Below are 12,834 nucleotides of genomic sequence, written 5' to 3'. Positions count from 1 at the left end.
ATTCCGTTGACGAATCACCCGGCGACGGAGAAGCCGCCGGTGTTTAGACTGGGCGGAATGAACAAACGACTCACGCGAATCAGCAAATACCTGACCTTCATCCTGCGGCACGCGCCGCAATCCATCGGCTTGAATCTGGATGCCGACGGTTTCGCTTCGGTTGACGAATTGGTCTCCAACGCCAACGCGTCTGGGAAATCGATCACCGTCGAACAGGTCCACCAAGTCGTCGCGGGGCACGAGACCCCAATGTTCGCGTTGAGCGATGACGGTCAACGCATCCAAGCTCTTTGAAGTTCACCGAGTTTGCATCAGGAGCGATTGGATGGCGTGGCAGCAAATTGAGATTCCGGACTCAATCAAAACTCTTCCGTACCACGATTCGGCGGAGCACCTGATTGATTCGGCCAACGACGCGATCGAGGCGTTCATGTTGGCGGACGAATCGGTGATCGAAAACTTTGTCACCTGCGATTTTCATTTGCTAGATCAAGCGATGACGTGGATCGAGCAAAACCACTTGCTGGCAGGCAACCGCTTTTGCGAACTCGGCGCCGGTTTCGCGGTCGGTGCAATGCTGGCGTCCCTGCGAGGGATGCAGGCCGTGGGGATTGAGATCGAACCACGTTTGGTGGAAGCGGCCCAGGCGGTTGCGGACTCACTCGACAACGACGCACAGATTCATTGCGGCAGCTTTGTTCCACGCGGCGTCGAGGAGTTGTCCGAGATCGCTCGCGAGGTTCGCAACGTCGACACCGAAGAAGGTGACATCTACGACGAGATCGGATTTGAGATCGAAGACTTCGACCTCTTCTTCGCATTCCCATGGCCCGGCGAAAACGAGTTCTTCGAAACCGTCGTGGATGCTCGAGGCTCGGTCGGTGCGCTGCTGCTGACCTATCGGGGCCGCGAGGGCATGCACCTGCTTCGGAAGGTTTAGGTGACAGGGTGTTTGGGAGCGTGGGTATTGAAAAAGTTAAATTGACAATTGTAAAGATGAAATTGGTTTGGTGATTGAGTTCGCGAATCAAAAGCTTCGATATCAGAACCCTTCGCCACTCGCGATATTTTGTTGTTAGGCGGACAGCGCGTTTCGAAGGCGGTGTCAAATCACCACGCTATCGAAATCGACTGCTCAGCTCAGAAGTTTACAATTTACAATTGTTAATTTAACTTTTTCAGTGAGTCGTCCTTGGATCGCCACAGTGAGACTTACGTCGAATACCGGGCCTAACGGCCGTCGGCTGATGCCGACGATCAATACACGTCGCGGACGTATCGTTTTTCGCTCGTCATGGTTTTCAAGTAGGCTTTGCCTTCGTCTTCTGACATGCCGCCTTCTTGGGTGATGATGTGCAACAGGGCTCGTTCGACGTCGGCGGCCATGCGGGTTGCGTCACCGCAGACGTAGAAGTGAGCACCGCGGTTCAACCATGCCCAGAGTTCCGCGGCGTTCTCTCGCATCCGGTCTTGCACGTAAACCTTCGTGTCGCCGTCGCGACTGAAGGCGGTGTCCAGTCGTGAAAGCACACCGGAGTGAACGTACTCGGTCAATTCGGATTCATACAAGAAGTCGTATGCTTCGTGTTGATCGCCAAAGAACAACCAGTTGTCGCCCGGCGACTTGCGAGCGGCACGTTCTTGTAGGAACGCGACGAATGGGGCGATTCCGGTACCGGGACCGACCATGATCATCGGTGCGTTTTCATCGGCGGGAACGGTGAATCCACCATGGTTGGGTTGCACGAAGACTCGCATGCTTTCTCCGGTGCCAACTCGGTCCGCCAACATGGTGCTCGCGACGCCCTTGCGAACGCGTTCTTCGCGTTCGTAGATGACTTTGCCGACGGTCAAGTGAACTTGGTCGCCGACCGCTTTCATGCTGCTGGCGATGGAATACAAGCGAGGGTTCAGAGGATCGAGGCACTCAATGAATTCGGTCGCGGTGATCGTTGATTCGCCGGCGACTTCCAAGACGTCTAGCACATCAAAGCCTTCCGGAACGCCTTCGGCGAGCAGATGATTCAGCGTTGCTTGCGCGTCCGCGTTGGGTGTCCGTCCGACCAACAGCTCAAGCAGTTCATCGGAAGGGTCTTTCAAGCAACAATCTTCTTGCAATGCTTCGAGCAACGGTTTCGTGTTGCCTTGAGGCGTTGCCACTTTCACGTGGGAGTCCGCGGCCAAACGATCAATGATTTGCGTGCACAGGTCGATGCAGTTGGTCGGGTAGATTCCCAACGCGTCGCCGACTTCGTATTTGATACCGGATCCTACGAGGTCGATCGCGACGTGCCGTGTGTCTTTTGCGGAGCCTTCCTGATTGAGCGGGCGGGATTCGATCAAGTTGGCGGAATAGGGATTTTTGCGAGACCAAGCGGCGGCTCCGTTGGTCGCGACACCATTGGTTGCGGATCCGTTGCCGTTGGTGGAGGCTTTGACGCTGTCGCCGGCTTCGGCAAGAAGCTTTTTGATCATCTGTTTGGTTTCTTTGCCGCCGGGGCTGCAAAGCGAGACGTTGGGTTCTTCGCCTGACGCGATCGCTTCGCTGTACGTTTGGCAAACGTACCCGCAGGACCCACAATCGAGCTGAGCCATGGCGGCCATCAACTTTCGGTCGAGCGGTCTGCCTTCGGCGAGTTCCATTCGATCAACGATAGGGAGTGAATCGTCGTGCCAAGGAAAGTCCTCCTCTTCTTCGACAGGTGCCTCGGCCGAGGGCAGTCCAGCGGCCATCGCGGTCGCGACACTTCCACCGGCCGACTCTTGGATGCCCGTCAGACCGGCGAAAAAGCCGTTCAACCAAGCTCGCTGTTGTTCATTGAATGGGGCGGTTTCTGGAATGTAGCTGGACATCGGGATCAATCCTGGGAATGAATCGAAACGTGGTTGGAAGGTTGAAATGGATCAGGCGTTTTCGTGACGCCCATCGCGACCGTTCGTTAACAAACGACTGACGGGGTGGCGACCAAACTTTTGAGTTCCTCATCGCTGAGGCGGCCCGCGAAGTCGTTGAACGACTCGTTTGAATCGACGCGGTTCTGTTGATAGCTCGACAAGATGCCAGTGACCAAATCAGGCACTTCGGCAAACGGAACCGACTTGAAAATCTCTCGTGCGATTCCTTGCCGTGAACCCCATCCACCACCAAGACAAATGTGATAGCCATCGACCATGTCGTCGCCAACTTCGACTTGGCAGGCAATCAAGCCGATGTCGCCGATGTAGTGCTGAGCACAACTGTGGTGGCAACCGGTCAAATGAATGTTGATGGGCTGGTCAAGCGTCAAAACGCTTTCGACTCGCTCGGCGATCTCAATGGCATTCGCTTTGGTCGGTGCCCCAGCAAATTTGCAACCGGCACTGCCGGTGCAGGCAACCAAGCCGGCTCGAACAGAATTGGCTTCGTAGTCCAGCCCGCACTCGCGGATTCCGGCTTGGACGGCCGGTAGATCCGCGTCGGTGATATTGGTCAATATCAAGTTTTGCCAAACGGTCAAACGAATGTCGCCGTTGGAATAGCGAAGAGCAAGATCGGCGAGTGCACGCGCTTGGTCGGTCGTCATCCGCCCAACAGGGAAGACAATGCCGAGCGAGTTCAGTCCAGGTTGCTTCTGCGGGAACACTCCGACGTGAGCACTTCGGTCCTCGATGTCTTGCACGGTCAAGCGACTGACATCGACTTTCGTGAGCGTGCGACCCATTTCGGCTTCGACTTCTGCGATGAATTTCTCGAATCCCATATCGTCGAGCACGTATTTCAGACGTGCTTTCTTGCGATCGGTGCGGTCGCCGGTGCGGATGAACACTCGGACAATCGCGGCTGCCACGGCAACACATTCGCTTTCACGCAGCAGCACGCCGGTGTAGCGGGCGAAGTCTTTGTGACCGGTGATGCCACCCAAACAAAGCTGGAAGTAGACGCCGGCGGGCAAGTCGTCCGATGCGTTCTCATCCAGCACGCGAACGGCTTTGAACCCGATGTCGTTGGTGTCTTCCAAGGAAGCAATTCGGCCACCGCCTTCAAAAGCGATGTTGAACTTCCGTGGCAACCCGTACATCTCTCGGTGATTGAGGATGTAGTGATGCATGCGTATGGCCAGCGGCAATGTTTCGATCAGTTCGTCCGCATCCAATCCCGACATCGCACTGCTGGTGCAGTTTCGAATGTTGTCGCCACCACTGCCCAGCGGCACGATGTTCAGCTCGCGGGTTCCGAACAAGATGTTCATGGCTTGGTCGGCCGGGATCTCACGCAACTGCACGTTGCCGCGGGTGGTCAGGTCCAGGTACGGGCCTGCGGATTGGTCCGCCAGATCGGCCAGGCCACGCAATTGCCAAGCTTGGATTTGACCGCCGGGCAGGCGCAGTCGGCACATGAAGCTGTCTTGCGCTGGGGTGACATAGAACAGTCCGTGGAACTTTTGCAGAAAGACATCCGTGCCTTTGGGGAATTCGCCCGCATCGCTGCGAGCCTGCATTTCGTCCCACATGTCGAGCGGGTTCTTGTCACGTTTGGCCTGTTCTTCTTTCGACAGTTTCTTTCCTGCCGCGAGCACCGCCGATTGGGCTTCGAAGGCAAAACGATCGGGACCCGTGGGCACTGATTCGCCATCGACGGTCGTGGATCCGCCGCCGATGGCGAGCGTGGTTCCTTGACCGCCCGAACCAGAGATGACGGGCAGGCCTTGGACCGCGCGAGCGACATCGGCACCGAATGTGAACCCGGCGAGATATTGCTGTTGTTCGTCTGAGAACGGTTTGGAGTCCTGTTGATCAGTCATGGTCGCTTGTCAAAACGGGTTCGATGCGGACCGCACAGTCCTTGTAGCTGGGTTGGCCACTGTGTGGGTCAAAGTGAGAAAGGGTGAGCTGGTTGGTGCATTCGTAATGCATTGGCATGAAGACTTGCCCGGGCTGGACCGAGTGGGTCAAGCACGCCGTCGCGTCGGCATGTCCGCGTCGAGACCGAACGCGAACGAGGTCGCCGTGCTCGACGTCCAATTCCGCCGCATCACGAGGATGCATCTCGACGTAGGGTTGGTTGGGATACAGCGACCTGAGCAGCGGGCTCTGTCGCGTTCTCGTTTGAGTGTGCCACTGGCTGACGGTTCCGCGACCGGTTAGCAGAACGATTGGGTAGTCCTCGCCGGCCGGTTCTGGCATGGGTGAAACATCATCGACAATCAATCGAGCCCGGCGGTCTTCGTGAAAGAATCGACCATCGGCGAACAGTCGTCGTTGTTGTTCAGGTTCAAAACCACCGCTGGCATGGTCGGCTGACCACGGCCACTGGATCCCGCCGCAGCGATCGATCTGTTCGTAGCCTTCGATGCCGCTGATGTCGCTTGGTTGTCCGCGACTGGCACGCTGCATGATCTGGAAAACCGCTTCGGGCGATGTCCATTCGGCGAACATCTCTCCGACTCCCCAACGGTGTGCGATCCCTCGAAAAATTTGGAAGTCGGCGAGAGCTTGGCCCGGGGCGTGGCGGACTTTCTTCAGCAATCCATAGCGGCGTTCGCTGTTGATGAAAGTGCCTTCTTTTTCACCCCAGCCCGCCGACGGCAAAATCAGATCCGCGTGCGAGCATGTCTCGGTGGTCTTGTACATGTCTTGGACGACCAGGAAATCCAACTGGTCAAATAGTTCGCGAACGTCGCCTTGGTCAATCCAACTGTGTGCGGGGTTGGTCGCGACGACCCATAGGCCTTTGATTTCACCGTTGCGGATGCCTTCAATGATCCGGTCGTATTTCCAACTGGTGGTGGACGGAATCTTTTCGACGGGAATGTTGAGTGCTTCTGCGACCTTTCGGCGATCGGATTCTTCGGTGAAAGAATGATGGCCAAACAGGTTGGTGGTGTTGCTCCACAATCGCGAACCCATCGCATTGCATTGACCGGTGATGCTGTTGGCTCCCGTGCCGGGACGCCCGATGTTTCCGGTGATCAACGCGATGTTGATGATTGCTTGGGCGGTGCGTGTGCCTTGGTAACTTTGGTTGACTCCCATGGTCCACCAAAGCGAAACGGCACGGCCGCGTCCGATCGCTTCCACCGCTGCTGAAACGTCTTCGACAGCCAATCCTGCTTCTTCGCAGACGGTCGCGAGATCGTACTGAGAAACATGTTGGCGAAGCTCTTCAAATCCTTGCGTGTGATTTTGAACGAAGTCGTGTTCGACAAAGTCACGCAGGATCAATTCGTTTGTGATCGCGTACAACAATGCCAAGTCATTCTTGGGCCGCAGTTGCAGGTGTTGTGTTGCCGCGGCGGCGGTTTCCGTACGCCGCGGATCGATGACGATGATTTCGGGGTTGTGGGGATTGCGGAGCACGCGTTCCCACATGATCGGGTGCCCGACGCACGGATTGGCACCAATGAATACCAAACAATCGCTTTGTTCGAAGTCGTCGTAGGTGTACGGCGGTGAGTCGAATCCGAACGACTCTTTGTAAGCCGTGACAGCGGTCGCCATGCACTGCCGGGTGTTCCCATCGCAGTGTCGAATGTCCATTCCAAAACGCGCGAGTGCGCCGAGGAACGCCATCTCTTCACAAGCAATCTGGCCCGTCGATAGAAACGCGATGGACTCGGGACCGTGTTCGGATTGGACCTGCTTCATCCCATCGCAAAACTTGCTGAAAGCATCATCCCATTCGATCGGAGAAAGCTTTCCTGTTTCATCGCGAAGCAGCGGCAGCGTGGCTCGTTCGGGCGAATCCAAGACTCGGAGGGCTTCCCAGCCTTTGGGGCACGCCATTCCAAGGTTGACCGGGTATGCGGTCTCGGGGGTCAGCCCGATCGCTTCGCCATCTTTTAAATGCAATCGCAATCCGCAACCGGTGGCGCAGAAACCACAGGTCGCCGTGGTGGTCGTGTCCGCAGCCATCGAATCATGGGTCATCCCCAGTCCATGGTCGCCGGGACGCAGAACCAACTCGCGAGTCATCGGCCCGGTGCGTCGTTGCAACAAGGTCGGTAACTGAAATGTCTTGCCGGCGTCGTTCCGATTGTCTTTGATTGAGATACTCATCGGAGGGTCCCCGGCATGCGATCATGAACAACACTTGAGAAATAGATCAATCGTTCAGTGGTTTCTCCTGCCACCAAAAGCATCGTTGCGGCCGCGGCGAAGACGGTGAGCAACATTGATGAACCGGCAATCGCCAACGCGGAAGAGACAACCAGCAATGCCAAGCCGGCATATCCCAATGCCAATCGACTCAAACTCCATTTGGAAAGGTGATGACGCACCAAGCGTTGACTGCGTCGGTCCCATTGGTCGTTGGACGAACCTGGTTCACTGCGTAGCAAGATGCTTTGTTCCCAAACCAATTTCGCAATCAAAGCGAACGTTGCCAGGCCGAGCAGGACCGTGACGGAGTTGCTTCGATCCGATGTCGCGGCGATCACGGCGGCACTGGCTGCCACACCGCCGACCACTGCGGTTCCCATGAAGCGAATCATGGTTCGGTCAAATCGCCAAAGAACGCGTTTGGTGGCGATGTAGATCATCGCGCTGCTGAACAATCCTGCGACTCCAAAGACAATTGCACCGAGCAAAACCATGCCGGGGACCCAAGCAGGGATGGAAACCCAATCGGGCAAGTATTCGGAAACGGCGGGTAGCCACATGGCGACCACCGCCATGGTCAAAACACCAACGAATTTGCCCAGCAAGACGGCTTCGCGGCTGAGCCACGATGTTCGCAGCCCCAAGAAAATTCGCCAGGATCGCAGGGGTTGACCAAGGTGCAGTGGGGCGAGATTCATGCCGATCATCGAAACCATCAAGGCAACTGTCGCGGTCCAGCGAGTCGTCTCCGTTGGCATCGGTGAACCAGCCAACCAGCCGATCGCGGCCAGCACTCGTTCGGTCAGCAACATCCCCACGCCGACTTGAGTGGCGATCAGCAATCCGACCAATGGCCAGTGATCTTCGGCGGGTTCATCGATGCCATTGTCTTGCGCGACTCCCTGAAAACGTTTGGTTGGGTCGTTGCTGCGGAAGACAGTGGTTGGCCGGGTGATGGATGAAAGCGGCGCACCGGCGACCAAGCGTTCCTCATCAGAGACTTCTTGGCATTGTTGGTCGACAACGCGAATCGCGATGGCTTCGTTGGGACATGATTGAACGCAGGCCGGGGCTTCGCCAACTGAGAGCCTTTGGTGACACATATCGCACTTGCGAACGATGCCCAATCGCTTGCTGTACTTGGGCACTTCGTAGGGGCACATCATCGTGCAGTACTTGCAACCGATGCACTGATCGTCGAGGTGCCGAACGATTCCGGTTTCGGGATCTTTGTCGTAAGCTTTGACCGGACAACCATTCAGGCAGCCGGGATCTTCGCAGTGGTGGCACGCGGTCGTGACATGTTGCACTCCAATCGCGGCGGGAATGGCTTCGGGTTCGGTCTCGCCGATAACCAGCGTTCCAACACGACGCCAGCTTTCGGTTTCGTCCAAGCCATTCATGGTGTGGCAAGCCACCACGCAGGCTTTGCAGCCACTGCAGGTGTCGAGATTGACATCGAAGGCGAACTGTTGTCCCGGCCCCGGCGGGCTGGCGGGCATTAGCTTGGAGTAGTACCGAGCTTGTGCTGGCTGATCCGCAACGTTGTCTTCTGCGGTTCCGGAGTCGTGTGCGGCGGCAAAGTCTTCCACCGCGGTCAGCGTTTGCTGCTCTTGCAACAAGAGACTGACCAAATCGAACGAGTCGCCTTGTCCTTCGATCGGCAAACCCGGCGACGTGACGACGCCGGGCGCAGCACCATCGGGATGGGCGAAGTTCGGTTCGGTTGGAAGAAGGCTGGACATATGGATCAGAACATCAAAACGGTGATGGAGCTGAGATGGGTTCCGTCGAAAAACGGAATGGCGAGCCCGGCGGTTGGGCACGGCATGACTCGTTCCGCGGGCCGTGTGAGCAGCAACGCTTCCATGTCTTCGAGCAAAACAACGCGTTGGTGTTCGGCGACCAAACCCAAAATTCCGGTTGTCAGAGGGACACGAGTGCCGGTGTCAAATCGAAACGCGTTTTCGACTTCGCCATACGCTTGGCTGGTCAGTTCGCATTCTTTGCCATCGATGTTCCAAACCTCGATCGCTCGGGCCATCGGGGAACGTTTGGATTGAATTAGGACGGCTGTCGAAAGGTATTGGTCAGCGAAAACAGGAAAACCAACCGCGGCATTGAGTAAGTCCGCGGACGCACCGGCCGCTCGCAGGAATCCCATGTGGTTTGCCAGATCGTCTTGAGCGAGAGCCCGGCCTTGTTCCCAGACCACGCCGGGAAGTCCGTTGCCTTTTTCGAAACGAACGAACGAGCTGACGTTTTGAAAACGTTCCAGCTTTCCGTAGTAGCCCTCTCGCAAAGCGACTTCGTCGTAGGGGCCGACCGGACGCCAAACTTCGAACACGCCGACTGGATCGGGCATCGCTTCGCTAGGTGCTTTCGCGAAGAAGACGATGACCGACTGAATGGCACCATCAAAGTGAACGGGAATCGCTATCGCCGCGGCAGCTTCCGTCGGCAGCAACGCCGGGTCTTGCACGACCACCGCGTCTGATTCATGCAAGCATTGTTGAGCGATTGGCAGTGCGCTCGAATCGCAGTCCGGAGTGAACTCACCCGGAGCAACGACTTCGCAAACATGGATGCCTTGCAGATAGCATTGATCTGATACGGCGAGCGGGGGCAGTGAGTGACGCAAAGTGATGGAAGCGTTGGATGGTGCGGGAACTGAAATCGATGTCATGTTGGCAACCCTTTAAGTGGCATCGGCGGTTGCGAGTTCTTCTTGGGCCTTGGCACGTTTTTCCGCGTCGGCCCTTAGTTTTTTGTGGTCTTGATCTTCGAGGAACTGGATCATTTTGCCGCGAAAGTCGTAGTACTCGGGATGGTCGAGCACATCGGCACGGACGCGAGGACGATCGAAGGGAAGGCTGAAGATCGCACCGACTTTTGCTCTCGGTCCGTTGGTCATCATCACAACGCGATCGCTCATGAAGAGCGCTTCGTCAACGTCGTGCGTGACCATCACCGTGGTGACTTTGTCGCGGATCAGGATCTCCAGAAGAATCTCTTGGAGCTCCATCCGTGTGAGCGAATCCAGCATGCCGAATGGTTCATCGAGCAGCAGCATTTTGGGACGCAGAGCAAACGCTCTGGCGATGCCGACACGTTGCTGCATGCCTTGGCTGAGATCCTTGGCTCGTTTGTGCAGGTTGCTGCCCAATCCGACCAAGTTGAGGTAGTAGGACGCCAAATCGCGGCGATCTCTCTTGCTGGCTTGCAGGTAAACCTGATTCACACCGAGCATCACGTTCTCGAGAGCCGTCATCCACGGCATCAAGCACGGGGACTGGAACACGACACCGCGATCCGGCCCCGGCCCGTCAATTTCTCGACCGTCGATCGCAACGCCGCCGGTGGTGATTGGGTTGAGTCCCGCGACCATGGTCAGGACGGTGCTTTTCCCGCAACCGGAGTGACCGAGCAGCGACACATATTCGCCTTTTTCAAGGTTGAGATCGAATTCCTCGACAATCACGACGGGCCCATTGTGGGTGTCGTAAGTCTTGCCGAGACGAAACATTTCAACGTAGCCGCGCATGTTCGGTGCACTGAGTGGGAAGGTGGAAGTTGTCGGAGGATGCCCATTCCAAAACGTCGACCGGTTCGATCAACGCAATGGATGCTGGTGCGATTAACGGGGGCCGGTGTTGAAGACGGCACGTGTTGGACGTGTCAAATCGGAAGGTTCGATTTCGGGCAAACGGAATGCTTGGGTCGGATTGGCCGCCATCTCGTCGCGACGAGCCTTTTGCCGAACAGCGACCAAGTAGTTGGTCACTGCGTTGCGAAGCCCTTTGAACTCTTCGTTGTCATTCAGTTCGGTTTTGTTGCGAGGTCGATCGATACCCACGGTGAACACGGGACCAAGCGATGCATTGGGGCCCGGGTTCAGCGGTACGATTCGGTCGGCGACCATGATGGCTTCGTCGACATCGTTGGTGATCATCACGCACGTCTGTTTCTCTTCGCTCCAGATCTTCAGGATTTCGTCACCGAGTTGGCCACGTGTCAGTGCGTCGAGTGCGGAGAGTGGCTCGTCGAGCAACAAGACTTTGGGTTTGAGTGCCAACGTTCGAGCGAGGCTGGTCCGTTGACGCATTCCACCGGAGAGCTCATGAGGTCGGCGATGAGCAGCGTGACTCAGACCGACCATGTCGATGAATTTTTCAACATGGTCGCGGCGTTGTTCACGTGACCATTCTTTGAAAACCGCGTTGACCGAAAGTGCGATGTTGCCTCGGACGGTCAACCATGGCAGCAGCGAATAGTTTTGGAACACCATCCCGCGGTCTGGTGACGGTCCTTTGACAGGTTCGTCATTCATCGTGATCGTGCCTTTGTCAGGCGAGATCAATCCAGCCAACAACTGCGTGAACGTGGTTTTGCCACTGCCGCTGAACCCGACCACCGCCAGGAACTCGCCCTCGCGAATGTTGAGGTTGATGTTCTGCAGGACTTCGTTTCGCGTCACACCGCTGCCATAGCCCTTGCAGACTCCACGCATCTGTAGGATCGGCTTAGGGGCCGACGAGATCGCTCGGCGTTTGATCGTGGGTGATGTTTCGAGAACTGCGCTCATGTTTGCACCGATGGATGAAGAAAGAGAAGAAACCGAGACATCCAGAATCAAACGGGAGATGGATTGCCGAAGCTGACCAAGTTGCGGAAGAAGATCATGATGCGGTCCAAGACCAATCCGATCAGTCCGATGACGATCACGCTGAAGGCGATGCGGGCGTACGTGAGTTCGCTACCGTTTTGGAACTCGTCCCAAACAAACTTTCCGAGTCCGGGGTTTTGGGCGAGCATGTCGGCGGCGATCAAAACCATCCAACCAACGCCCAGGCTGATCCGCATGCCGGCGAACATCAGTGGCAGGCTGGCGGGCAAGATGATCTTGGTCAGACGTTGCCACCAAGAAAGTCGCAGCACGTCGGCAACGTTGATGAAGTCCTTGTCAACACTGGCAACGCCGAGGGTTGTGTTGACCAATGTGGGCCAAAGCGAACACAGACAAACCGTCGATGCTGAAATCAGAAACGCTTTGTTGAAGAACGTTTCGCCGCTGGAGTAGCCGGCGTAGTACCACATGATGACGATGAACGCCAAAGGCAACCAAGCCAGCGGGCTGACGGGTTTGAAGATCTGAATGAACGGTGTCATTGCCGCGTTGAACCATGGGCTCATCCCGCAGAGCACGCCCACCGGCACGGCCACAATGGTTGCTAAGAAGAAACCGAAGAACACCGTTTTGACACTTGTCCAGATTTGGTCGATGAATGTCGGGGCACTCGATGGCGTGAAGTTGGCGGCCGCGACGGCTCGCTTCTTCAACGACAACGCTTTGTTCTCGAGAAGGGTTTGGGTTTGACCCGATTCCGTGGTGGCGGCAGCGGTGTAGGCATTTGCCTCGGCCAACAACTGCACCGCTTCGGTCAGCTTTTCTTGCTTGGCTGCCTTGTCAGCGGCGCGTTGATCGTAGTGCATCGTGATCAGTTGCTTGCCGGCGGCCCAAGTTGCTTGCGGGCTAGGCAGTTTGGCGCTGTCTGTCACGACGGTGGATGCGGCCCCGGCCCAAAGCAACAGAAACACACTGACCGCCACGATCGGCAGCAAAATGAATTTCGCGATGCCAATGCACTGTTCGCGTTTGTCCTCGCCTGCTGCCAAGCGAACAAACGGTTCGAGAATCGGAAGTCCGGCCACGTCGCAGAAACGGAGAAGATTGCCACGCCAATTCATCAGGGAATG

General features: G+C 56.6%; 10 protein-coding genes. 2 read left to right on the top strand and 8 right to left on the bottom strand.

Going from position 1 to position 12,834, the window contains the following annotated elements:
- The first annotated feature begins 57 nt into the window (after positions 1 to 57).
- Together RB_RS00835 and RB_RS00830 are read left to right on the top strand one after the other, a co-directional pair.
- A complete protein-coding gene (locus tag RB_RS00835) occupies positions 58 to 294 on the top strand; it encodes an RNA 2'-phosphotransferase (protein ID WP_231846085.1) in 237 nt (78 codons plus the stop codon).
- Complete coding sequence (locus RB_RS00830) at positions 266 to 940, top strand: class I SAM-dependent methyltransferase (RefSeq protein ID WP_011117882.1); 675 nt, start codon at positions 266 to 268, stop codon at positions 938 to 940. Before RB_RS00835 ends, RB_RS00830 begins: the two co-directional genes overlap by 29 nt.
- A 317-nt stretch (positions 941 to 1,257) precedes the next feature.
- Here the strand turns inward: RB_RS00830 and RB_RS00825 are convergent, their stop codons facing one another.
- From RB_RS00825 to RB_RS00790, 8 genes are all read right to left on the bottom strand, one after another.
- Positions 1,258 to 2,853 carry a sulfite reductase subunit alpha gene (locus RB_RS00825; protein WP_164921295.1) on the bottom strand — a complete coding sequence of 532 codons (1,596 nt, stop codon included), beginning with the start codon at positions 2,851 to 2,853 and terminating at the stop codon, positions 1,258 to 1,260.
- Positions 2,854 to 2,939: 86 nt separating this feature from the next.
- Complete coding sequence (locus RB_RS00820; RefSeq protein ID WP_011117878.1) at positions 2,940 to 4,781, bottom strand: NirA family protein; 1,842 nt, start codon at positions 4,779 to 4,781, stop codon at positions 2,940 to 2,942.
- The gene (locus RB_RS00815) at positions 4,774 to 7,035 is read right to left on the bottom strand and encodes a molybdopterin oxidoreductase family protein (RefSeq protein WP_011117877.1); all 2,262 of its coding nucleotides are present in this window, start codon (positions 7,033 to 7,035) and stop codon (positions 4,774 to 4,776) included. The genes RB_RS00820 and RB_RS00815 overlap by 8 nt, the downstream gene beginning before the upstream one ends.
- The gene (locus RB_RS00810) at positions 7,032 to 8,822 is read right to left on the bottom strand and encodes a DmsC/YnfH family molybdoenzyme membrane anchor subunit (protein WP_164921294.1); all 1,791 of its coding nucleotides are present in this window, start codon (positions 8,820 to 8,822) and stop codon (positions 7,032 to 7,034) included. The genes RB_RS00815 and RB_RS00810 overlap by 4 nt, the downstream gene beginning before the upstream one ends.
- A 5-nt stretch (positions 8,823 to 8,827) precedes the next feature.
- A complete protein-coding gene (locus RB_RS00805) occupies positions 8,828 to 9,763 on the bottom strand; it encodes a GAF domain-containing protein (RefSeq protein WP_007324930.1) in 936 nt (311 codons plus the stop codon).
- Positions 9,764 to 9,775: 12 nt separating this feature from the next.
- The gene (locus RB_RS00800; protein ID WP_007324929.1) at positions 9,776 to 10,621 is read right to left on the bottom strand and encodes an ABC transporter ATP-binding protein; all 846 of its coding nucleotides are present in this window, start codon (positions 10,619 to 10,621) and stop codon (positions 9,776 to 9,778) included.
- Positions 10,622 to 10,714: 93 nt separating this feature from the next.
- On the bottom strand, positions 10,715 to 11,713 hold the full coding sequence (locus RB_RS00795) for an ABC transporter ATP-binding protein (protein ID WP_007324928.1): 999 nt from the start codon (positions 11,711 to 11,713) through the stop codon (positions 10,715 to 10,717).
- Positions 11,710 to 12,825, bottom strand: a complete 1,116-nt coding sequence (locus RB_RS00790; protein ID WP_007331861.1) for an ABC transporter permease — start codon at positions 12,823 to 12,825, stop codon at positions 11,710 to 11,712. The genes RB_RS00795 and RB_RS00790 overlap by 4 nt, the downstream gene beginning before the upstream one ends.
- Positions 12,826 to 12,834: the final 9 nt, after the last annotated feature.

It is taken from the genome of Rhodopirellula baltica SH 1, assembly GCF_000196115.1.
GTDB lineage: Bacteria > Planctomycetota > Planctomycetia > Pirellulales > Pirellulaceae > Rhodopirellula > Rhodopirellula baltica.
This window is presented reverse-complemented; position numbering and strand designations above follow the sequence as displayed.

Coding starts and splice junctions, on each gene's coding strand:
- RB_RS00790 (WP_007331861.1), bottom strand. CDS start 12,825: ATGAATTGGCGTGGCAATCTTCTCCGTTTCTGCGACGTGGCCGGACTT.
- RB_RS00800 (WP_007324929.1), bottom strand. CDS start 10,621: ATGCGCGGCTACGTTGAAATGTTTCGTCTCGGCAAGACTTACGACACC.
- RB_RS00825 (WP_164921295.1), bottom strand. CDS start 2,853: ATGTCCAGCTACATTCCAGAAACCGCCCCATTCAATGAACAACAGCGA.
- RB_RS00810 (WP_164921294.1), bottom strand. CDS start 8,822: ATGTCCAGCCTTCTTCCAACCGAACCGAACTTCGCCCATCCCGATGGT.
- RB_RS00815 (WP_011117877.1), bottom strand. CDS start 7,035: ATGAGTATCTCAATCAAAGACAATCGGAACGACGCCGGCAAGACATTT.
- RB_RS00805 (WP_007324930.1), bottom strand. CDS start 9,763: ATGACATCGATTTCAGTTCCCGCACCATCCAACGCTTCCATCACTTTG.
- RB_RS00830 (WP_011117882.1), top strand. CDS start 266: ATGACGGTCAACGCATCCAAGCTCTTTGAAGTTCACCGAGTTTGCATC.
- RB_RS00835 (WP_231846085.1), top strand. CDS start 58: ATGAACAAACGACTCACGCGAATCAGCAAATACCTGACCTTCATCCTG.
- RB_RS00820 (WP_011117878.1), bottom strand. CDS start 4,781: ATGACTGATCAACAGGACTCCAAACCGTTCTCAGACGAACAACAGCAA.